Annotated in this window: 16 protein-coding genes; 15 read left to right on the top strand and 1 reads right to left on the bottom strand. The window is 50.0% G+C overall.

Annotated elements, in window-relative coordinates:
- Position 1: 1 nt before the first annotated feature.
- The 13 genes from FJM74_RS16325 to FJM74_RS16265 all read left to right on the top strand — a co-directional run bounded on the left by FJM74_RS16325 (position 2) and on the right by FJM74_RS16265 (position 16,416).
- On the top strand, positions 2 to 4,570 hold the full coding sequence (locus FJM74_RS16325; RefSeq protein WP_449426652.1) for a translocation/assembly module TamB domain-containing protein: 4,569 nt from the start codon (positions 2 to 4) through the stop codon (positions 4,568 to 4,570).
- Positions 4,571 to 5,116: 546 nt separating this feature from the next.
- Positions 5,117 to 6,016 carry a cell division protein FtsX gene (locus FJM74_RS16320; RefSeq protein ID WP_187263709.1) on the top strand — a complete coding sequence of 300 codons (900 nt, stop codon included), beginning with the start codon at positions 5,117 to 5,119 and terminating at the stop codon, positions 6,014 to 6,016.
- 2 nt (positions 6,017 to 6,018) lie between these two features.
- Positions 6,019 to 6,234, top strand: coding sequence for a DUF3098 domain-containing protein (locus tag FJM74_RS16315; protein ID WP_187263708.1), 216 nt, complete (start codon positions 6,019 to 6,021; stop codon positions 6,232 to 6,234).
- Positions 6,235 to 7,068: an undecaprenyl-diphosphate phosphatase gene (locus FJM74_RS16310; RefSeq protein ID WP_187263707.1), complete on the top strand. Its 834-nt coding sequence runs from the start codon at positions 6,235 to 6,237 to the stop codon at positions 7,066 to 7,068.
- Positions 7,069 to 7,070: 2 nt separating this feature from the next.
- Positions 7,071 to 7,766: a tRNA pseudouridine(55) synthase TruB gene (truB, locus tag FJM74_RS16305; protein WP_187263706.1), complete on the top strand. Its 696-nt coding sequence runs from the start codon at positions 7,071 to 7,073 to the stop codon at positions 7,764 to 7,766.
- Positions 7,750 to 8,679 (top strand): bifunctional riboflavin kinase/FAD synthetase, encoded by a 930-nt coding sequence (locus tag FJM74_RS16300; RefSeq protein WP_187263705.1) that lies wholly within the window; start codon positions 7,750 to 7,752, stop codon positions 8,677 to 8,679. Before truB ends, FJM74_RS16300 begins: the two co-directional genes overlap by 17 nt.
- A gap of 567 nt (positions 8,680 to 9,246) precedes the next feature.
- Positions 9,247 to 9,939: a CoA transferase subunit A gene (locus FJM74_RS16295; protein ID WP_187263704.1), complete on the top strand. Its 693-nt coding sequence runs from the start codon at positions 9,247 to 9,249 to the stop codon at positions 9,937 to 9,939.
- A 77-nt stretch (positions 9,940 to 10,016) separates the two neighbouring features.
- Positions 10,017 to 10,388, top strand: coding sequence for a four helix bundle protein (locus FJM74_RS16290; RefSeq protein WP_187263703.1), 372 nt, complete (start codon positions 10,017 to 10,019; stop codon positions 10,386 to 10,388).
- 86 nt (positions 10,389 to 10,474) lie between these two features.
- Positions 10,475 to 11,125 (top strand): 3-oxoacid CoA-transferase subunit B, encoded by a 651-nt coding sequence (locus tag FJM74_RS16285; protein WP_187263702.1) that lies wholly within the window; start codon positions 10,475 to 10,477, stop codon positions 11,123 to 11,125.
- A 369-nt stretch (positions 11,126 to 11,494) separates the two neighbouring features.
- Entirely contained in the window at positions 11,495 to 13,042 is a 1,548-nt protein-coding gene (locus FJM74_RS16280; RefSeq protein ID WP_187263701.1) for a bifunctional GNAT family N-acetyltransferase/carbon-nitrogen hydrolase family protein, read from the top strand.
- 623 nt (positions 13,043 to 13,665) lie between these two features.
- Positions 13,666 to 14,796 (top strand): DegT/DnrJ/EryC1/StrS family aminotransferase, encoded by a 1,131-nt coding sequence (locus FJM74_RS16275; RefSeq protein ID WP_187263700.1) that lies wholly within the window; start codon positions 13,666 to 13,668, stop codon positions 14,794 to 14,796.
- Between the two features lie 6 nt (positions 14,797 to 14,802).
- Positions 14,803 to 15,375: an acyltransferase gene (locus FJM74_RS16270; RefSeq protein ID WP_187263699.1), complete on the top strand. Its 573-nt coding sequence runs from the start codon at positions 14,803 to 14,805 to the stop codon at positions 15,373 to 15,375.
- Positions 15,376 to 16,416, top strand: a complete 1,041-nt coding sequence (locus FJM74_RS16265; protein ID WP_187263698.1) for a Gfo/Idh/MocA family protein — start codon at positions 15,376 to 15,378, stop codon at positions 16,414 to 16,416. It abuts the gene before it with no gap.
- A gap of 99 nt (positions 16,417 to 16,515) precedes the next feature.
- Here the strand turns inward: FJM74_RS16265 and FJM74_RS16260 are convergent, their stop codons facing one another.
- Entirely contained in the window at positions 16,516 to 17,430 is a 915-nt protein-coding gene (locus FJM74_RS16260) for a chain length determinant protein (RefSeq protein ID WP_187263697.1), read from the bottom strand.
- Between the two features lie 714 nt (positions 17,431 to 18,144).
- Here FJM74_RS16260 and FJM74_RS16255 point away from each other — a divergent pair.
- Both FJM74_RS16255 and FJM74_RS16250 read left to right on the top strand, forming a co-directional pair.
- Entirely contained in the window at positions 18,145 to 19,440 is a 1,296-nt protein-coding gene (locus tag FJM74_RS16255; RefSeq protein ID WP_187263696.1) for a flippase, read from the top strand.
- Between the two features lie 743 nt (positions 19,441 to 20,183).
- Positions 20,184 to 20,897 (top strand): class I SAM-dependent methyltransferase, encoded by a 714-nt coding sequence (locus FJM74_RS16250; protein ID WP_187263695.1) that lies wholly within the window; start codon positions 20,184 to 20,186, stop codon positions 20,895 to 20,897.
- Positions 20,898 to 20,918 lie beyond the last annotated feature (21 nt).

The following is a 20,918-nucleotide window of genomic DNA, read 5'->3' as shown; positions in this document are numbered from 1 at the left end:
TTTGGAAAAGGAACAGTCAAAGAATTACGCCAAAGTTATAGGAAAAGCTATTCTAAAAATAGCGTTAGGGCTGCTCTTGTTCCTAATCTTACTCTTTGGCGTGGCTTATGTTGCGCTGCAATACCCGAAGGTGCAGACCAAAGTGGCCAAGAAAGCAGCCGAATATCTCTCCCAGACACTCGAGCATGAGGTCACCATTGAGAAGGTGAACATTAAGTTCTTCCGGAATGTGATTCTGGAAAAAGTAAAAGTGCTCGATTACCGCAAACAGGAATTGTTCTACCTGGGCAGTGCCGAAGCCGAAATAAGCCTCTTCTCAATTTTCGATCCCAATACCCTCCACATAGGCACGCTGGAGCTGAACGAACCCCGCGCCAACCTGGTAAAGTACGAGGGCACCGACACCCTGAACCTGAGCACTTTTCTGAAGGCCCTGAACAAGCTGATCCGAAAAGATCCTACGAAGCCAAAAAATCAGCCATTTGATTTCTCGATCGATGAGGTCCTGATCCACAACGGGCGCTTTACCTACGACGACTTCAGCAAAGCCCCTGCCCCCAATGGCATCGATTATTTTCATATGACGGTGGATAAACTGAACGGGCGCTTCACAGAATTAGAGCCGGGTGACACGCTACGGGCACGCATTACCGACCTGCGGGCAAACGAAACCAGGTCCGGCACAAAGCTCCACAACCTGGACGTACGGATGACCTATGCCCCTACCTTCTGGGAATTTGATGAGCTGGACCTGCGGGTAAACCAAAGCCACCTGCAGCACTATGTGCGCTTCGATTATGACCGTTTCCTGAACTTCAGATCGTTTGTAGACAGTGTAAGCGTAACAGCGAACTTAAAAAATACCAAAGTATACTCCCAGGACATTGCGGTTTTCGCCCCCCAGCTGCTGAACTACGACGAGAACCTGCTCGTGAGCACAGCCGAGATAAAAGGGAAGGTCGGCAATTTTACAGCCTCTAACCTGGACCTGACCTATGGCCAAAACACCCACATCGTGGGCAGCCTGAGCGCCGATGGCCTGCCCAACGCCAAAGAGACATTTGCCAATATACGGCTCAGGCCCTCCACCATCAACGCCAGCGACATCAGGCATTTTCTGCCCAAAGAGGTTTATACGGTGGCAGCCCGCCTGGGCACCGTGGAGCTGGAAGGGCGTTTTGTCGGTTTCTACGAGGACTTTGTGGCCAACGGCTCCTTTTCAACCGCCCTGGGCAGCCTGGAATCGGATATAAACCTGAAGATTGATGACGAGACCCGCAGTTCCTCCTACACCGGTTACCTCAAAACGAACGGCTTTAACCTGGGCCGGCTTGTGGGCAACACGGACCTTTTAAAGACGATCTCGATGGAAGGCCGGATAGCAGGTTCCGGTTTCGACCTGCAAACAGCCCGGGTGACCTTAAACGCCACCATCCGGCAGTTGCACCTGCTCGACTACAACTACCGCAACATAAAGGCCAACGGCACCCTGAGCCGCCAGATGTTTACCGGCAAGGTAGCAGTAAACGATCCTAACCTGGTAATTAATGCCGATGGCGTGGTGCACCTGGCCCCCAATGCCAAGGCTTTTAACCTGGTGGCCAACCTGCAGAAAGCAGACCTGCAGGGGCTGGGCTTTACAGAGAAGCCATTGGCCATTCGTGCCGAATCGGACTTAAACTTTAAGGGTCTGCGGCTCGACGACTTTGCCGGGACTGCCCTCTTTAAGAACGCCGAAATAAGCTACGATGGCAATACGCTTGCGCTGGATTCTGTCAATATTATCTCCACCGTAGACCAGGGAACCCGCAGCCTGTCGTTCGTCTCAGATCTGATTGCCCTGCAGGCTCGCGGCGATTTTGACTACACCGTGCTTATAGACGACCTGAAGCAGCTCGTGCACGAGTATACCCTGAACTTCGAGAGCAACGATGTGGCCATAGCCGCCTACTATAACCAAAAGAATAGTGCCCTGCAGCAGGAGTACCGGGTAGACTACGACATTTACCTGAAACGCGCCAACCCGCTGCTGCACCTGTTCATGCCGCAGCTCACCATCTCCGATTTTTCCAAGATTGAGGGCTCCTTCCGGCATGGCAACACCGTTATTTTCGATCTTTTTACCCGCATAGACACCGTCTTGTACGACAACATCGCCCTGTACAGCAACAACATCGAACTCAACACATCCAAACTGCAGCGAACCCCCGACGTGCTGGCAAGTGCCCTGATCACCTCGGAGGAGCAACTGCTGCCATCCGTCGGCGACACAGAGAATTTCTACCTGGAAGGCATCTGGAGCGAAAGAACCATCAACTTCTCCACCAACATTGCCCAGACGGGCCAGGACAACCGGGCAACCATTTCCGGGGACCTCAACTTTCTGGAAAACCAGGTGCAGCTGGTGTTTAACCGCTCCAACATTACGCTGCTCGATAATGCCTGGGCTTTTACGCCGGGCAACACCATCCTGATCAGCGACAGAGGCAGGAGCATCCTGTTCGAGAACTTCGCGCTGACCAACCGCAACCAGGTATTCAACATCCTGGGCCTTATCTCCGACAATCCGGAAAGTATTCTGAAGGTGAATGTGCAGGATTTCGATCTGCGCAATCTGAACCCGCTGATTGAGCAACAGCTGCGGGGCAGGCTGAACGGGGAGCTGACCGTGCAGGATTTGTACAACCAGGCCATTCTGAACTCCATGCTTCAGGTAGATTCCCTGCACTTCGACAATGTGCTCATCGGTGATGTGGTGGGCCGGTCTGACTGGAACAACAGCCAGCAGCAGCTCGCCATGGATTTTGGCATCAGTTACGGCGGCAAAAAGGTGCTGTCGGTCACCGGCAATTACAAGCCCGATGCCCCCGAGGAACAGCTGGACATGCTGGCCGTGATGGACAACTCCCAGCTCAAAATTGTGGAGCCGATCCTGAAACCCATCATGTCGAACCTGGAGGGTACCATGGAAGGCCGCATCCGGATACTGGGCCGCCTGAACTCGCCTGTGCTGACCGGATCGGTGATGGTGAACAACGGGCAGTTCCGTTTCGACTACCTGGGCACCACCTACCGCCTGACCGACAGGGTGTACTTCGGAGCCAACAGCATCAGTTTCCGCAATGCCCGCCTCACCGACCTCTACGGCAACACAGCCACCATCTCCGGAGGAATAGCCCACGATGGCTTTAAGAACATGGTGCTCGACATACAGGGACGCTACCGCAACTTTATGGTGCTCAACACCACCAGCAGCCAGAACGAGCTCTACTACGGCACAGCCTTCGCCACCGGCACCGCCTCGGTGCTGGGACCCGTAGATAACCTGCAGATAAACGTGACGGCCCGGAGCAACGAGAACACCCGCATCGTGCTGCCCATGGACAACCAGACCGAGCTGGGGCAGAAAGACTTTATCCGGTTCGTGAACCGCAATACCACCGACACCACCGGCGTGGCAGTGGCCGTAGAAAAACAGCGCGTAAACCTCTCCGGCATCAACATGAACTTTAACCTCGATGTAACCGACGACGCCTACTTCGAGATCATCATCGACAGGCAGACCGGTGATGTGATCAGGGGATCGGGCAATGGCCTGATCCGGATGACGATCGACACGCGGGGAGAGTTTAACATGTTCGGCACTTTTGAGATTACGCAGGGAGCCTACAACTTTAACCTGCTGGAGGGCCTGGTATCGCGGGAGTTTAGGGTTACCCCCGGCGGCACCATCTCCTGGAACGGCGACCCGCTGGCAGGCACCATGCGCATAAACGCCACCTATTCGCAGCAGACCTCGCTGGCCGACTTTGCTCCTTCCGGCGCGGAAGTGCAGGGCAGCTATCCGGTTACCGCCGTAATCGACCTGAGCGGGCCCATTCTTACGCCCGAGATAAAGCTTGGTCTGAACTTCGATGAACTGCCCCAGGATGCGCAAACGATACTTTCTCCTTTCATCAGCTCGATCAAGAACGATGAGAATGAGCTCAACCGGCAGGTGTTCAGCCTTTTGGTGATGCAGCGGCTTGCGCCACCCGGCTCTTTGGGCCTGGAGGGGGCCGGCACAGCAGCCGTGGGAGGCAGCCTGGGCAGCTTGCTATCCGGCCAGCTCAACACCTTCTTCAACAGCATCGACAGCAACCTGCAGGTAGATATTGGCCTTGGCCGCAACACCTTTAACCAGGATGCGCTCTCGGCTTTGCAGGTGCGGCTGAGCTACAACTTCTTCCAGGGCAGGCTGCGGGTAACCAGCCAGTCGGGCTTCAGCAATGCCGGTGGGGCAACCGGCACAGGCGGCACCAGAAACCAAAACACTTACCAGGGCGACTGGTCGCTGGAATATTACATAACCCGTAGCGGGGAGCTGCGGGCGCGCCTGGAGTACAACACCAACCCCAGCGGCCTTACCGGCAGGGCACTGGTGAGCCAGAGCGTCAGCTTGCTGCACACCAAGCGCTTCGACACGGTGCGCGAGCTGTTTGGCCGCAACAGAGCCTCCCGCCGGGAGCGCCGAAGGCTCCAGGAACAGGAACAGATCATTCTTGACTCAGACCCTCGCCTGCGGCTGTAATTTTTTAGACACAGGACACAGGACGTAAGACACAGGATTGTCTGCTTGCTTTTGAAGCGAGGCAATTATTTGAATGAAATTGGGCCTCCGGCGGTTTCTGCTGCTGCTGCTGCTCTACATTTAGTAGTAGTTGCTAAATGAATGACTTTCTACCTGCACAAGGATTTAACTGGTGAAGAGTTATGCGTAAAGAGTTGAGCGGGTATGTAAACTTTCTCAGAAATTCACTTTCAAACCAACTCAGCTGCAAGTTTTCAAATCTTCACATCTCCAGATCCATCATTTTACAATTTAACAATCAGCAACAACCACCATCCATCAATTATTCTAATGAAATTGCCCCTTCCAGGCATTTATGGCCTGCTACTGCTGCACAGCTATAGGAAACAGGGCCGAAATAAAGAGCCTGCAATGGATTGCCCGGCAGCGTCGTTAGAAAAAGGATAGCTGCCGGGCGGCTTGTGTTTGGAAACGAATTTCAGGCAAATGTCGAATTTTGAACAAGCTCTTGAATAATATTTCTATTTTTGTGCCGAATTGAAAGTTATGGTAAAGCAGCACCCTAAATTAGTTAAAAAGAAAAAACTTGGCAGCTATCCGCACACGATGGTCATGTTCAGCATTACGCTTTCTCTTTTTGTGATCGGCCTGTTCGGCCTGCTGCTCCTTCATGCCGGCAAACTCTCCGAGATCGTGAAGGAAAGCATAGAGATGCAGGTGTACCTGGACCGCAACCTGACCGATGTGCAGCTGGTGCGCCTGCAGAAGACCTTCGCAGCCAAAGAATACATCGCCTACAAAAATGATTCGGCACAGGTGCGCTTCGTGTCGAAAGAAGAGGGCGCCAGGGCTTTTCTGGATGAGACAGAGGAAGATTTTATGGCTTTCCTGGGTGAGAACCCGCTCCGCGATGCCTACATCCTGAAAATAGACGCCGACCACTCCGGCTCCGAGGAGCTCCAGAAAATACAAAAAGACCTGCAGGACATCAACGGCGTGTACGAGGTGCAGTACGTGGCCAATCTGATTGAGTCTATCAACAGCAACATCCAGAAGGTGAGCCTGGTACTGATCGCTTTTGCGGCCATCCTGCTGCTGGTAGTCACCATCCTGATTAACAATACCGTGAAGCTGGCGCTCTACTCGCAGCGTTTCCTGATCAGGAGCATGCAGCTGGTGGGAGCCACCTCCTTTTTTATCCAGCGCCCTTTCCTGAACCGGGCTACCTGGCAGGGAATATTAAGTGGCATTATTGCCTCGGTGCTGCTTTATGCGCTCATGCAGTACGCCTATTTCGAAATGGAGGAGCTGCGCCTGCTGCGCGATGAGCACCAGATGTACCTGCTCATGATTGCCCTGGTCGTGCTCGGCTGCATTATCGGGTTCCTGAGCTCTTACCGGGCCGTGCGAAAATACCTTGGAATGTCATTAGACGAATTATATTGATAATGGAGAACAAACCTAAGCTTGCCTTTGGCAGGAAAAACTATGTACTGATGCTGGCCGGGATCGTTGTGCTGGCCCTTGGCTTTATCATCATGACAATGGACAAAGAGCAGTATGGCCTCGGCTTTCTGGGAATAACCCTGGGCCCGCTGGTGGTGTTTGCCGGTTTTGTGATAGAGCTTTTTGCCATTCTGGTGAAGGATAAAACAAATGAGTAGATGAGCGTTTGGCAAGCTATTATTTTAGCGATCGTAGAAGGACTTACCGAATTTCTGCCTGTCTCGTCTACCGGGCACATGATTATAGCAGCCACCCTGATGGGCATTAACGAGCTGCCGATCACCAAGATTTTTGCGGTTAGTATTCAGTTTGGCGCTATCTTGTCGGTGGTGGTGCTCTACTGGAGGCGGTTTGTCACTAGTTTAGACCTGTATAAGAAAATCCTGGTGGCCTTTATACCGGCTGCCGTGCTGGGCCTGCTGCTCGAAGAAGCCATAGACGCGATGCTGGAGAGTATCCTCATCACGGCCGTGATGCTGATTGTGGGCGGCGTGGTGCTGGTGTTCATAGACAAATGGTTTACCCACGCCGACCGGGACAGGATCAACTACAGGAATGCTTTTGTGATCGGCTTTTTTCAGTGCATCGCCATGATTCCGGGAGTATCGCGCTCGGCGGCCTCTATTATCGGGGGGCTGGCGCAGGGCGTGAACCGGAAAGCCGCCGCAGAGTTCTCTTTTTTCCTGGCGGTGCCCACCATGCTGGCCGCCGCTTCGTTTAAGTTCATCAAAGACATGCTCAAGCTCGAAATTTCCGACATCGTGTATTTCGACTGGCCAAAAATTCAGCACAGCTTCTCTATCATCAGCTCAGAAGACGTAAAGCTGCTGCTAATCGGGAACGTGGTAGGGTTTGTGGTAGCCATGATTGCCATCAAATCGTTTATCTCCTTCCTCACAAAATATGGATTCAGGGTGTTCGGATATTACCGGATTGCCGTAGGTATAGCCATACTCATGCTGCTAGCCATGGGTATCGATTTAAAATTCTAAGCATGGTATACGACTTTGAAGCCGGAGAAATATTACTGATAGACAAACCCCTGACCTGGACATCGTTTGATGTGGTGAAGAAGGTGCGCAACATCCTGCGGGTGAAAAAGATAGGCCACGCCGGCACACTGGACCCGCTGGCCTCCGGGCTGTTGATTTTGTGCACCGGCAAGTTCACCAAGCGCATCGATGAGATTCAGGCGCAGGAAAAGGAATATACCGGCACGATCACCATCGGCCAGACCACCCCCTCTTACGACCTGGAGACGGAGGTTTCGGAGCCCACCGACATCAGCCATATTTCAGAAGACGACCTGAAAGCGGCCGCAGCTACCTTTGTAGGCACCATAGAGCAGGTGCCGCCTATTTACTCGGCTGTGATGATAGATGGCAAGCGGGCTTACTTGCTGGCCCGGAAAGGACAAACCGCTGAGATAAAACCCCGCAGCATCACCATCAAGGCGTTCGACATTACGGCCGTAGAAGGCGCAGTGGTTCATTTTAAAGTAGTCTGCAGCAAAGGGACCTATATCCGGAGCCTGGCCCATGACCTGGGGCAAAAGCTGGGCTGTGGCGCCCACCTCTCCGCGCTGGTGCGTACCCGTATCGGCGACTATAAGGTAGAAGACGCGCTCTCTATTGAAGACATTCAGCAAATAAGAAATGCCCAATTAGCATCGGATGGAAGTAATTCGTGACATTGCCGATTTCCCGAAGCTTACCCACGCCGTTGTAACCAGCGGCACCTTTGATGGTGTGCACATAGGGCACCAGAAAATCCTGAAGCGGGTGCAGGAGCGCGCGCGCCAGGCCGGTGGCCAGAGCGTGGTGGTTACCTACTGGCCTCACCCCCGCCTGGTCCTTTTTCCCGAAGACAACAAGCTTAAGCTGCTCTCTACCATAGAAGAGCGCATAGCGCAGCTCAGCAGCTTTGGCGTAGATTACCTGCTTATCATCCCGTTTACGCGAGATTTCTCCCGCATTACTTCCCGTACTTTTATTACGGATGTGCTGGTGCGGGCCCTCAACACCAAAGTGCTGGTGATAGGCTACGACCACCGCTTCGGCAAGAACCGCGAAGGCAGCTTCGAGCACCTGAAGGCGCGGTCACAGCAATACGGGTTTGAGGTGGAGGAGATTCCGCAGCAGGACGTAGATGATATTGCCGTGAGCTCTACCAAAATCAGAAAGGCCCTGGAGTCTGGCGACCCGCCCACGGCCACCCGGTACCTGGGGCGATACTACAGCCTGAGCTCGGTGGTAGAAAAAGGGCAGCAACTTGGCCGAACCATCGGCTTTCCGACTGCCAACCTGGCCCTGCCTGTGCCACACAAACTCATTCCGGCCAACGGTGTGTATGCCGTCTGGGTACATGTAGTGGGTGAGCGGCTCCCCGGCATGATGAACATTGGCACCCGCCCCACCGTGGATGGCAGCAAACTGACCCTGGAAGTGCATCTGCTGCATTTCAGCGGAGACCTGTACGGCCAGACCTTAACCGTAGAATTTGTGCAGCAGCTCCGCCAGGAGCAGAAGTTTGAAGGGCTGGACGCCCTGAAAGCTCAGCTTGCCAAAGACAAAGCAGCCACAGAGCAAGCGCTGGGACTTTAGATTGGTTTTGGTTGGTGGTTGCTTGTCTGAACCTTTAGTTAGCGCCCCAACCCTAAGGATTTACAGGATAAAAGGAGTAGCAGGATTCTGTGGACCTAATAATTCTGTAGTACTGATTACCTGCAACTACTGAACATCGTCTCAAATTATTTGAATGAAATTCCCCCTCCAGAGGTATATCAAGCTGCTGCTGCTAAAAAGGGCGCAAGACGCAGGAGAAAGGACCTTCTTTGGGTAGTTAAGACTTTAGAGTAGCCGGAGCGGCGGCTGTAGAAGTCTTATGAGGGGCATTTTGATTGGAATAATTCATTTTCGCGGTAGCTACTTGCCGCTAGAGCGGGCTTCTACCGGACACAAGACACAGGAAATCAGATACAAGATTTTTTCATCATGAGAACAAATCAACTGTCGAACCCCGATAAGTTCTGTCATTGTCTATTTCTTCCGCCTCACTTTTAACTCATAACTCTTACCCAAACAACAACCATTTGTACTGAAATTACGAAGAGCTATAATAACCATATAGCTCTTTTTCTATTTTTTGTACGCTAACAACCGTTCCGGCTTATGATCAATAAAACTGTGAAAGATGCCACCGCGGCATTGGCGGGCATCAAAGACGGCATGACGCTGATGCTCGGGGGCTTCGGGCTGTGCGGCATCCCCGAAAATGCCATTGCCGAGCTGCTGCGGCTGGGGGTAAAGAACCTGACCTGTATCTCGAACAACGCAGGCGTAGATGATTTCGGCATTGGGTTGCTGCTGCAAAAGCACCAGGTCCGGAAAATGATAGCGAGCTACGTGGGCGAGAACGCTGAGTTTGAACGCCAGCTGCTCACCGGCGAGCTGGAGGTGGACCTGATTCCGCAGGGCACGCTGGCAGAGCGCATCCGGGCAGGTGGGGCAGGTATTCCGGCTTTTTTCACACCGGCAGGTTATGGCACCGAGGTAGGCGAAGGCAAGGAGACCCGGGAGTTCAACGGTAAAATGTATTTGATGGAGACCTGGCTCAAGGCCGACTTTGCCTTTGTAAAAGCCTGGAAAGGCGACACGGCCGGCAACCTGGTCTACAAAGGCACGGCCCGCAACTTCAACCCCATGATGGCCACAGCCGGCAACATAACGGTGGCCGAAGTGGAGGAGCTGGTGCCCGCCGGCGAGCTCGACCCCAACATGATCCACACCCCCGGCATTTTCGTGCAACGCATCTTCCAGGGCACCCACTACGAGAAACGCATCGAGCAGCGGACGGTAGTTTAATGTGATGATTTTTTAATGTGCTAATGTGCTGATTAGAGGATGATTTAATTTTTTCAGTTTGTAACTGGGTATATATAATGAATGGGATTAATTATACTGGAATTTCTGATAACGTAATAGTAAACAAGTCCTTTCAGTTTGCTCTCTCCATTATCCAGTATGCAGAGGCCCTTGAAGGTGAAAAGAAATACGTGATTGCCAACCAACTTCTGAAAAGCGGCACGTCTATAGGAGCCAATGTCTGGGAATCGCAACATGCTGAGAGCAAAGCAGATTTTATTCATAAACTTAAAATTGCGGCCAAAGAAGCCAAAGAAACTGAATACTGGCTGTTGCTCTGCAAGTTACGTGTAGGTTATCCGGATACGTCTGATAAATTAGATAAACTTCTGGAAGTACAAAAGCTACTCTCGAGGATCATTCACAGCAGCAAATTAAACAGTAAATAACTCAGCTCATTTTTTAGCCCACAACTTAGGCCCGAAGCAAGAAAAAAATTAGCACATGAGCACATTAAACACATTAGCACATTAACATGGATAAACACGGAATTGCAAAGCGAATTGCCAAAGAGGTGAAGAATGGCATGTACGTCAACCTGGGGATCGGTATCCCCACGCTGGTGGCCAACTACATTCCGGAAGGGCTGGAGGTGGTGCTGCAGTCGGAGAACGGCTTGCTGGGCATGGGGCCCTTCCCCACCGAAGACAAGGTGGACCCGGACCTGATCAACGCCGGCAAGCAGACCATCACTACCTTGCCGGGCTCCGCCTTGTTCAGCTCCGCCGACAGCTTTGGCATGATACGCGGCGAGCATGTGGACCTGACCATACTCGGGGCCATGGAGGTATCGGAGCGCGGCGACATTGCCAACTGGAAAATTCCGGGCAAAATGGTGAAAGGCATGGGCGGCGCCATGGACCTGGTGGCCTCTGCCAAAAACATTATCGTGGCCATGCAGCACACCGCCCGCGACGGCTCCTCCAAGCTTCTGAAAAACTGCACCCTCCCCCTTACCGGCCTGGCATGTGTCAAGAAAATCGTTACCGACCTGGCCGTGCTGGAGGTAACCGGGCAGGGTTTTAAACTGCTGGAGCGGACACCAGGCGTATCGGTAGAAGACATAAAAAGGGCAACGGCAGGAACACTGCTAATAGAAGGCGAAATACCGGAAGTGCAGGTGTAGCAGCCGGTAAAGACAAGGGTATTCAACCGATGAGCGATTTCAAAAGGTAATAACTGCCTTCTTAGCAGACCGGCACCTTCACCAATTATTTCAATAAAAACCGACCTCCAGAGGCATTGCCGCTCCTGTTGCTGCTGCTCTATTATCGGAAGATAATCTTAAAACGCAGGCAGCAGGACCTCCTCTTAAGGCGCTACATCTGCCATTTTAAACCAGCTTTAACAAGAGGAAGCAACATGCAGCCACACAAGCTGATCAAAATTAGCTATTTTTGTGGTTGAAGCCCTTCCAGAGTGGGCTATCCTTACCCATCGTATCTTTACTATACTTTAACCTCGTATACGTTCAGATGAATTATCAATTTAATTTATGAGTGAAAGAAACGACAACAATACCGAACACCGGCTGCTGCTACGCCAGCTGGAACTGAAAGATTATAAAGAAGTAAAAGAGATCATGGACAAGGTGTACTCCAACATGGGGGCCTGGACCAGAAAAGAGTTCTCTAGTCTGCTGAAAAAATTCCCCGAGGGCCAGATCTGTATCGAAGACAAAGGCAATGTGGTGGCGGCCGCCCTGAGTATAATTGTAGACTATGCCAGCATCGGCGACAAACACACCTACGACCAGATCATAACCAAAGGATCCTTTAAAACCCACGACCCCGAAGGCGACACCCTGTATGGCCTGGATGTGTTTGTACACCCGGAGTACCGCAACCTGCGCCTGGGCCGCAGACTCTACGATGCCCGTAAGGAAATGTGCGAGAAGCTGAACCTGCGCGCCATCATTGCCGGAGGCCGCATCCCCGGCTACATCGACTATGCCGATAAGCTCTCGCCAGCCAAGTACATAGAAATGGTGCGGAACAAAGAACTTTCGGACCCGGTGCTCTCTTTCCAGATCAGCAACGACTTCCACGTGCGCAAGATCCTGAAAGGCTACCTGCCCGACGACAAAGAATCGAAAGCCTACGCCACGCTGCTGGAGTGGATAAACGTGTACTATGAGGAAAAGGAGAAGCTCATAGGCGGCAAAAAAACGGTTGTCCGGATCGGGATTGTGCAGTGGCAGATGCGGGCCGTGAAGTCGCTCGACGATTTTATGCAGCAGGTGGAGTTCTTCGTAGACACGGTGAGCTCCTACAAGTCCGATATTGTGATGTTCCCGGAGTTCTTCAATGCACCCCTCATGGCGCTCACCAACGAGGAGAGTCCGTCTGAGGCCATCCGGAGCATGGCCGAGTATACCGAGGAGATCCGCGAGCGCATGATTCACCTGGCCTTGTCTTACAACATCAACATTATTGCAGGCAGCATGCCGGAGTACTACGACAACAAGCTCTACAACGTGTCGTACCTCTGCCGCCGCGATGGCACCTACGACAAGCAGTACAAACTGCACGTAACGCCTGATGAGACGCACTATTGGGGGATGCGCGGCGGCCACAAGCTCAAAATTTTCGATACGGACATTGGTAAAATCGGCATCCTGATCTGCTACGACATCGAGTTCCCGGAGCTGGCCCGTATGCTCTCCGACATGGACATGAAGATCCTCTTCGTGCCTTTCTGGACCGACACCAAGAACGCCTACCTGCGGGTGCGGCTCTGCTCCCAGGCCCGCGCCATCGAGAACGAGTGCTATGTGGCCATTACAGGCAGCGTGGGCAACCTGCCGAAGGTAGAGAACATGGACATCCAGTATTCGCAGTCGGCCGTTTTCTCCCCTTCTGACTTTGCCTTCCCGCACGATGCCGTAGTGGCAGAGGCAACGCCAAATACTGAGATGACCCTGATCGCCGACCTCGACCTGGACCTGCTCAAAGACCTGAACACCGCAGGCAGCGTCCGGAACCTGAAAGACAGACGCAAAGACCTGTACAACCTGAGCTGGGTTCTCCGGAAGGATGATTAGAGACGATGAAATTTTTATTACAGACAAAGCCGCTCCCAAAGAGAGCGGCTTTGTTGTTTCTGGCCCAATTCCTAAGCAAGTCTCCAGCAGGAGCAGCAGGAACAGCAGAAGCTCCGGAGGGCTAATTCCATTGAAATAATTTGGTTGTTAATTGTTAGTGGCTGATTTTTAAATTGTTTAATTGTTGATTTAAAACCAGAGGCCCCTATGGTTGTCAGCTTAAACCTCGAAGTTCCCGAACTTGATTAGGGGGATCGGGTGGGCGAGTAATAAAAACGATAAAGAAAATCCCGCTAATCCTAACATCCTCTCTTCCTGATTCAGACAGACAACAGTATCAGAGCCTCTGGAGGGGCATTTTCATTAGCATAATTTAGAACTGCTCCCGGCTGCACATTCTTTAAGTTTGTAAAATCCTGGGGAAGGGACCCTATAAAAAGATGCAGGCAAAATGGCACCTTCAAAAAATACAGCCGACGAAGGCTGCTGAAGCGAAAAGCCATTGTAAAATTTTAGATAACTTTACGGAAGTTTGCATCCTGCGCCGGTCCGGACAAAGGCACCAGCAATTAAACTGGCAGTTCAGGAAGTTCACCGCTTTAAAACAAATACGGCCTATCGATATGAAGATACAGATGGTTGACCTTCAGCGTCAGTACCTCGCCCTTAAAAAGGAAATAGATGCCGCCATGTCGGGTGTATTGGAGAAGGCAGCCTTTATTAATGGGCCTGAGGTAGCACTGTTTGCCAAGGAGCTGGCCGCCTATACGGGTGCAAAGCATGCCATAACCTGCGCTAACGGAACAGATGCCCTGCAACTTGCCCTGATGGCGCTCGACCTGAAACCCGGAGACGAAGTAATTGTGCCCACGTTTACTTATGTGGCCACGGCAGAAGTTATTGCCCTGCTGGGCCTGACACCCGTGTTTGCCGATGTGGACCCTGCTACGTTTATGCTGACAGCAGCAGGCATCGAGAAAGCCATTTCCTCCAGAACAAAGGCCGTAGTACCCGTCCACCTTTTCGGGCAATGTGCCGGCATGGAGCAGATACTGGCCGTGGCGCAGGCGCATCAGCTGTTTGTAATAGAAGACACGGCCCAGGCCCTGGGGGCTGCCTATACTTTTTCAGATGGCACTACCAAACAAGCTGGCACCATGGGGCATCTTGGCACCACCTCCTTTTTTCCATCCAAAAACCTGGGTTGCTACGGCGATGGAGGAGCTCTGTTGGTGCAGGACGATGCCCTTGCCGAAAAACTGAGCATGCTGGCCAACCACGGCCAGAAAGTAAAGTACCACCACGACCTGGTCGGGATTAACTCCAGGCTGGACACCCTGCAGGCCGCTATTCTGCGCGTAAAGCTCCCTTACTTAGACGCTTATAGCTCCCGCCGCAACAGGTCTGCCGAGTTTTATGATCAAGCGTTAAGTGGATTGAGTGGTATAAAAATACCCAAAAGGGCAGAAAACTCCAGCCATGTGTTTCATCAATACACCTTAACATGCGCTGGTGTTAGCAGAGAGCGGCTTCGTTCCTATCTGCAGGAGAAGGGGATTCCGAGCATGGTGTACTACCCGGTGCCCCTGCATCGGCAGAAAGCTTATGCCCACTATAAACAGGCCCCGGAAGGCTACCCGGTATCTGAGCAACTTTGTGCACAGGTGCTGTCCCTCCCCATCCACACCGAGCAGGACGAGGAGCAGCTTGCTTACATCACAAAGGCTATCAGGCAATTCATTTTTCAGGATTAAATAGATATGGGATACACCAACCACGAAACGGCAGTAATCGAGGAAGGCAGCGTGATCGGCGATGGCACCAGGATCTGGCATTTCTCGCATATTATGGCCGGCTGCCGGATCGGTGAAAACTGCAATATCGGCCAAAATGTAGTTATCTCGCCAATGGTGGTGCTCGGCAATAACGTAAAGGTGCAGAACAACGTCTCGATCTACACAGGCGTTACCTGCGACGATGATGTGTTTCTGGGGCCCTCCATGGTTTTCACCAACGTCGTGAACCCCCGCAGCGCCATAAAAAGGCGCGACCAGTATGCCAGCACCCATGTGGGCAAAGGGGCTACCATCGGAGCCAATGCCACTATCATTTGCGGCCACGAGATTGGTGCCTATGCCTTTGTTGGAGCAGGTGCGGTGGTTACCAAAAGCGTTCCGCCCTATGCCCTGGTAGTAGGGAACCCATCTAAACAAATAGGCTGGATGAGCGAATACGGACACCGCCTGGACTTCGATGCAACGGGCCGCGCAGTTTGCCCCGAGAGCGGAGAAATTTATACATTGGAAAACAATACCGTAACCAAACTTACCTAGATGCCTTTTCAGGATCAGAAAATAAAATTTGCGATGGTGGGCCTGGGGCATATCGGCAAGCGCCATGCTGACATGATCTTCAGGAATGCGGAATCCGAATTAGTGGCTTTAATAGACACCAGGGCGAAAGAAGAGCTAAACCTGGCACCGGAGTTCCGGCACCTGCCCTACTTTAATTCCCTGCACGATTTCCTGGGAGCAGGTGTAGAGGCAGATGTCATAAACATTGCCACGCCCAACGGCTGCCATGCCCAGCAGGCGCTGCAATGCCTCGAAGCCCGCAAGCACATTGTAGTGGAAAAACCCATGACTCTGACCCGCCACGATGCCGAAAAAGTAATATTTAAAGCGCTGCACGTGCATAAACACGTCTTCACAGTTATGCAGAACCGCTACTCACCACCATCCGTCTGGATCAAGGACCTGATGGAGCGGGGCGTGCTGGGCAGGATTTTTATGGTGCAGCTAAACTGCTTCTGGAACCGCGATGAGCGCTATTATAGTCAGGGTGGCTGGCATGGCTGCCAGGAGTTGGATGGCGGCACCTTATTTACCCAGTTCTCTCATTTCGTGGACATTATGTACTGGCTCTTCGGCGATATAGAAAATATAAAGGCCAAATTCAACGACTTTACGCACCAGCACCTGACCGATTTCGAAGACTCCGGCTTCGTTTGTTTCGATTTTGTGAACGGAGGCATGGGTTGCCTCAGTTACTCCACCGCCATCTGGGACCAGAACCTGGAGAGCAGCATGACCATTATTGCTGAAAACGGCTCCGTGAAAATAGGCGGCCAGTACATGGATAAGGTGGAGTATTGCCATATTAAAGATTACACGCTTCCTGAACTTGCGCCCACCAACCCCGGCAATGACTATGGCGCCTACAAAGGTTCGGCGCAAAACCATCATTATGTTATAGAAAATGTAGTAGATACCTTGAAAGGACGAAACACGATCACTACAAACGCCCTGGAAGGACTAAAAGTGGTGGAGATTATTGAAAGAATTTATGCGCACAGGTACAAAGTCAATCCTTAGTAGCCTTCTTATAATAGCTGCAACCGCAGGACGGTAGCCCTACAAAAAAAAACGCCACGATCATACTTCGACCCTGGCGCTTTTTTGTGATATTGAATGCTAGATCCTCGCTTTCTTTCTTGTCTCCAAGAAATGGGCCATAATTAGTCCGATTATCAGGGAGATAAGCGCCCCGACTAGCAGGTGCAGTTTAAGGTTGGGTCCATTTGGCCTGAGCTTCGGGGCAAAACTATTCACCACCTGTATACTCTCAATCCTGTCCAGTTCACCCTCCATTTCCACCTGAAACTTATAGATGCTTATCCCTTCTCTGTATAGCTCGGTAGGGTCTAACGGCTCGCCATAAACAAAACCGTTCACAGGGCCGGCAGGTTTTATAAGCGAGGTTTTGATACTGTCTATCGACTTTACATCATTTCTGTACTTGCCGATCAGCTTCCGGTACCTGTTCTCGCGTATAAGCTTCTGCTTTGAAAAGTAGGGGTTATTCTCCAGGAAGTTGGTAATGGCAGGTTCCATGGCGGTGAAAAGCGTATTGTCATACAACTTTAGTTCAATCCGGATAGGTGACCCAGTTAAAACGCTGTCCTCTTCAATAATATCCTCATCAAGATTGGTGAACTTAAGGCTTTTAATCTGCTGAGCCGCCTGCAGAGAGATGTCCAGTCTGTCAGACAAGGCCTCAAAGTTGTCTTCGTTCACCATTTGCTCCAGCACCCCTAGCTGCCCACCCACAAAATCGTTCCGAATTTCAGCCAGAGAGACTGTCATGTAGGAGGTATAGAAAGGTTTGGCAAGCTTGTACATTATATAGCTGATCCCTAAGCCTATCGCCATAAATAAACCAATTACCAGGATTTTCCTGAATATCAGGTGGATTAAATACCCGAAGAAATTCCCAATGCTTCTAAGCCCCCGCCTCAGTAACTGGAAAAAAGCTCCTAGATCAACTTCCTCACTAGACTCATTCTTAGAGGAAAAAACCCTTACTTCCTCCTTCTGCTCTTTTAACATAGTAACCGTTTAATAAAATTTCCCTTTACAACCGTAGTCTTACTGATACAAAACTACAATAAGTATGGATATAGACACAACAATAACCTTTCACCGATACTACTTTCTCATAGGTAGAGTCTTTTTTTTTGATCTGTTTGTAAGTGAATAGTGTTCGGCAAAAATTCCATTGAAACAGCTTTTGGGTCTCTAAGTCAAGCTAAGAGACATAAAAAGTTCACACCTGGGCTTTTTTCAGGGTACAGGATTATTATTAAACAGGCTAGTAATGGCAAGTAACGAATTAATTACCAGGATGATTTACTTGTATGGGCTTCGTTATCAATTTTTGGCGCTGACTCTTGTAATTTTAATAAAATCAGATTCCAGTATGCACAGGACCGCATTAAATTGCGTGTTTTCTTCCACCCTTCCTTATTTTGTCTCATCTTTGAGGGTTTTAGGAAGGAATTGCTTGAGGAAGTACGTTCTGTTTTGTACAAACTGACATGCTTCTTTAAGTTAGTACCTCATGTCAACAGCCTCGGATTTTGAAATGGGCCTTTCCTAAGCTTTATCAGAGCTGTGGGTTAAGTGAAAGGACATCAACTATTTATGGCCTGAAGATTGGCAATCTAAAGGTTGGTTGCTCTTTAATTCTCAATTTTATACATAGTGTATACAAAATACTTCACCTTACTTTCCACTATAACTACCAGGCTCAGGCAAGCCGCTGTGGTAAAGAATATCATCTGGCTTGTTATCGATAAAGTATTACGTGCCGGATTAACCTTTGCACTGATGGTCTGGATTGCGAAGTATCTGGGACCAGAAGAGTTTGGCCTTTGGAACTACACAATAGCCTTTGTTGCGCTTTTCAGCATCTTTTCGACGTTGGGGCTGGATAGCGTTGTTATAAAAGAGCTTGTTCAGGATAGCGGAAAGAGTAATAGCATATTAGGTGCTGCGTTTTTCCTAAAGTTCTGGGGAGGGCTTGCTGGCGTACTATTGGCGGCAGGTTCCATCCTGCTGGTAAGGCCGAATGAGGAGTACACACTCATCCTGGTGTCGTTAATAGCTTCCGGCTTTATTTTTCAATCGCTGGATGTTGTGGACTTTTACTTTCAATCGCAGTTAAAGTCCAGGTTCACAGTAATTGCCCGCAACGCCGCCTTTCTGATCGGCGCCATCCTGAAAGTGATCCTACTCCTGAACAATGGCGAGCTAATCCACTTTGTGCTGGTAAATTTGTTGGAACTGGCTCTCACCGCTGTGTTCCTGGCAGGTATGTATACTTCCAAAGTGAACTCTCTCATATCCTGGAAAATAGACAAGGACATTATTGCATACCTGCTCAAAAACAACCTGCCACTAACTATTGCAGGCATGGTGATCCTGATTTATATGCGGTTAGACCAAATTATGCTGGGCCAGATGGTTGGAGACAAGGCTGTAGGAATATATGCTGCAGCAGTAAGATTATCAGAGGTCTGGTGGTTTATTCCACTTATTATTAGCAATTCACTATTGCCTTCTATTATTAGGGCTAAAAAAGAATCTATTAGGAACTTTCACAAACAAGTACAACGGTCGCTGGACATCACAGCCACTCTCGGTATTGCAACAGCCATTCTTATTTCTTTATCTTCCGAATTTATCATTAACTTCTTATACGACTCGGCTTATGCGCCGGCGGCTCCTATTCTGGTAATACACACCTGGACGAGCATTTTCGTATTTATGAGTTTTGCCTCCACTAATTGGTTTATAACCAATAATATGCAAAAATTCATGCTTTACAAAACGCTTGCAGGGGCGGTCATCAACTTAGTATTGAATTATTTGCTAATACCATTCTACGGTGGATTAGGTGCTGCCATCTCTACACTTGTGGCACAATTTGTATCCTCCTACTTCTTCAATCTTTTCACTAAAAAGACCTACCCTATGTTCAGGATGCAGACCATAGCCTTGCTAAAGGTTGCAGGTATCTATGCGGTCTATAACTACATAACCCGGCCAGATAAATAAAGTCCTAGCTCTTTGTAACTGCCATGTCAACTTCTAAGGCCAAATTGGTCCCAAAGGGCTTTTTCATTAGAATAATTAGCTCTAGGCCGCTTAATCGGCATTACCTGGAAAACCAAATCAGCAGCAGGCTAACCAACTAATACTACAGTTAGCCGGAGCCACGTTAGGTGGAAGGCTGTTTGCTTGAACACCTCCTGAAGAGAGAATTGCTATGACCAGGAGCCAGAGTGCAGGTTGCAAGTAAAAAACTTTGTCTTCAGCCAAAGCAAATCGACTAATTTCATACTTTTGCAAACCAAATAGTTATTCAAAGTATCAGTAGAGCGATTTTAATTAACTACTGCTCAATAATTAACTGGCGCGACACATCCTGACGGTGTTGCCTAAAAAGAAGAGAAAGACAAGTATAAGTGTTTCATAGGCGGTGAGGCCAGGGACAAACAGTTAGTAGAAACAGGTTGACTATTCTTAAACCAGAACGATAATCAGTGGAGAGTTTTGACATCGGTCGCTCGTTCTGGCAAATTGCCTGGCAATCGTACATCCAGGCGCTAAAAGTATGTTGTTCAATTTGCCATGCCAAACAAAGGGAGCGTTTTGCATTTGTATAGCAAAAGCTTTCGGTAAAACAACAAGCAACAATTTTTACTTTAACTATGTTCTAGTTAAATGGCAAAATAAAAACAGCATTTGCATTACTTCATTTTTTTGAACACCATTAAACCAGCTAACAGCGTTGCTCCATGAAAGTAGATTTATATGAGAACTACACGACTACATCAGTTCTGTTCAATGTAGATGAAGCCAAGTTTACCCAAAACAGCATCATATATTTCAAGCACCACATTCTGCCACACTTTCCCGAAAACAAGGAAATTAAGATACTCGAAATCGGGTGCGGCTATGGAAGGTACAACAAAGCAATAACCGACTTGGGCTATCAGAACATAGTAGGAATAGATATTAGCCAGGAGCAGGTTACTTACGCCAGAGAAAAGATGGGTCTGAAAAATGTATTTTTGGCTGACGCATCGGAATTCTTAGACCAGGATAAAAAATATGACGTCATCCTTTTGATGGATGTGCTGGAGCACTTGGAAATTGCATATGCGGTAACCCTGCTTAAAAAGATACACCGAAGCCTCCATGAGGGTGGCAAGTTTATTATACACGTGCCGAACAGTTTTGCTCCTCTCCGCCCGTCTTTTAACGGCGACATTACCCATATAAGGTCATTTTCTGCTGACAGTATGTCGCAACTCTTGCGCATGGCCGGATTTACCAAAACAACTCATTATGCACTTAACCCGATTGCTAAAAACGCCAGCAGTTTGCTAAGGTCCCTTCTTTGGCGGTATTTTCTAAGTCCAGCGATCAAAGCATTTTTGCTTATCGCTAATGGGTCTGCAAGTGGCGGGATCTATACGAGCAACCTGCTTACCGTTACCACGAAATAAAGAGGAGGCACAAGCTCCTAC

The sequence above is a fragment of the Pontibacter beigongshangensis genome, assembly GCF_014332515.1.
Classification (GTDB): domain Bacteria; phylum Bacteroidota; class Bacteroidia; order Cytophagales; family Hymenobacteraceae; genus Pontibacter; species Pontibacter beigongshangensis.
Note: the sequence above shows the minus strand (reverse complement) of the source record. Positions and strands in the feature narration are given on the sequence as shown.

What these genes read in the sequence shown, in the direction of transcription:
- FJM74_RS16320 (WP_187263709.1), top strand. Translation starts at nt 5,117, where the DNA reads ATGGTAAAGCAGCACCCTAAATTAGTTAAAAAGAAAAAACTTGGCAGC.
- FJM74_RS16265 (WP_187263698.1), top strand. Translation starts at nt 15,376, where the DNA reads ATGCCTTTTCAGGATCAGAAAATAAAATTTGCGATGGTGGGCCTGGGG.
- FJM74_RS16295 (WP_187263704.1), top strand. Translation starts at nt 9,247, where the DNA reads ATGATCAATAAAACTGTGAAAGATGCCACCGCGGCATTGGCGGGCATC.
- FJM74_RS16300 (WP_187263705.1), top strand. Translation starts at nt 7,750, where the DNA reads ATGGAAGTAATTCGTGACATTGCCGATTTCCCGAAGCTTACCCACGCC.
- FJM74_RS16275 (WP_187263700.1), top strand. Translation starts at nt 13,666, where the DNA reads ATGAAGATACAGATGGTTGACCTTCAGCGTCAGTACCTCGCCCTTAAA.
- truB (WP_187263706.1), top strand. Translation starts at nt 7,071, where the DNA reads ATGGTATACGACTTTGAAGCCGGAGAAATATTACTGATAGACAAACCC.
- FJM74_RS16290 (WP_187263703.1), top strand. Translation starts at nt 10,017, where the DNA reads ATGAATGGGATTAATTATACTGGAATTTCTGATAACGTAATAGTAAAC.
- FJM74_RS16310 (WP_187263707.1), top strand. Translation starts at nt 6,235, where the DNA reads ATGAGCGTTTGGCAAGCTATTATTTTAGCGATCGTAGAAGGACTTACC.
- FJM74_RS16285 (WP_187263702.1), top strand. Translation starts at nt 10,475, where the DNA reads ATGGATAAACACGGAATTGCAAAGCGAATTGCCAAAGAGGTGAAGAAT.
- FJM74_RS16315 (WP_187263708.1), top strand. Translation starts at nt 6,019, where the DNA reads ATGGAGAACAAACCTAAGCTTGCCTTTGGCAGGAAAAACTATGTACTG.
- FJM74_RS16270 (WP_187263699.1), top strand. Translation starts at nt 14,803, where the DNA reads ATGGGATACACCAACCACGAAACGGCAGTAATCGAGGAAGGCAGCGTG.
- FJM74_RS16280 (WP_187263701.1), top strand. Translation starts at nt 11,495, where the DNA reads ATGAGTGAAAGAAACGACAACAATACCGAACACCGGCTGCTGCTACGC.
- FJM74_RS16260 (WP_187263697.1), bottom strand. Translation starts at nt 17,430, where the DNA reads ATGTTAAAAGAGCAGAAGGAGGAAGTAAGGGTTTTTTCCTCTAAGAAT.
- FJM74_RS16250 (WP_187263695.1), top strand. Translation starts at nt 20,184, where the DNA reads ATGAAAGTAGATTTATATGAGAACTACACGACTACATCAGTTCTGTTC.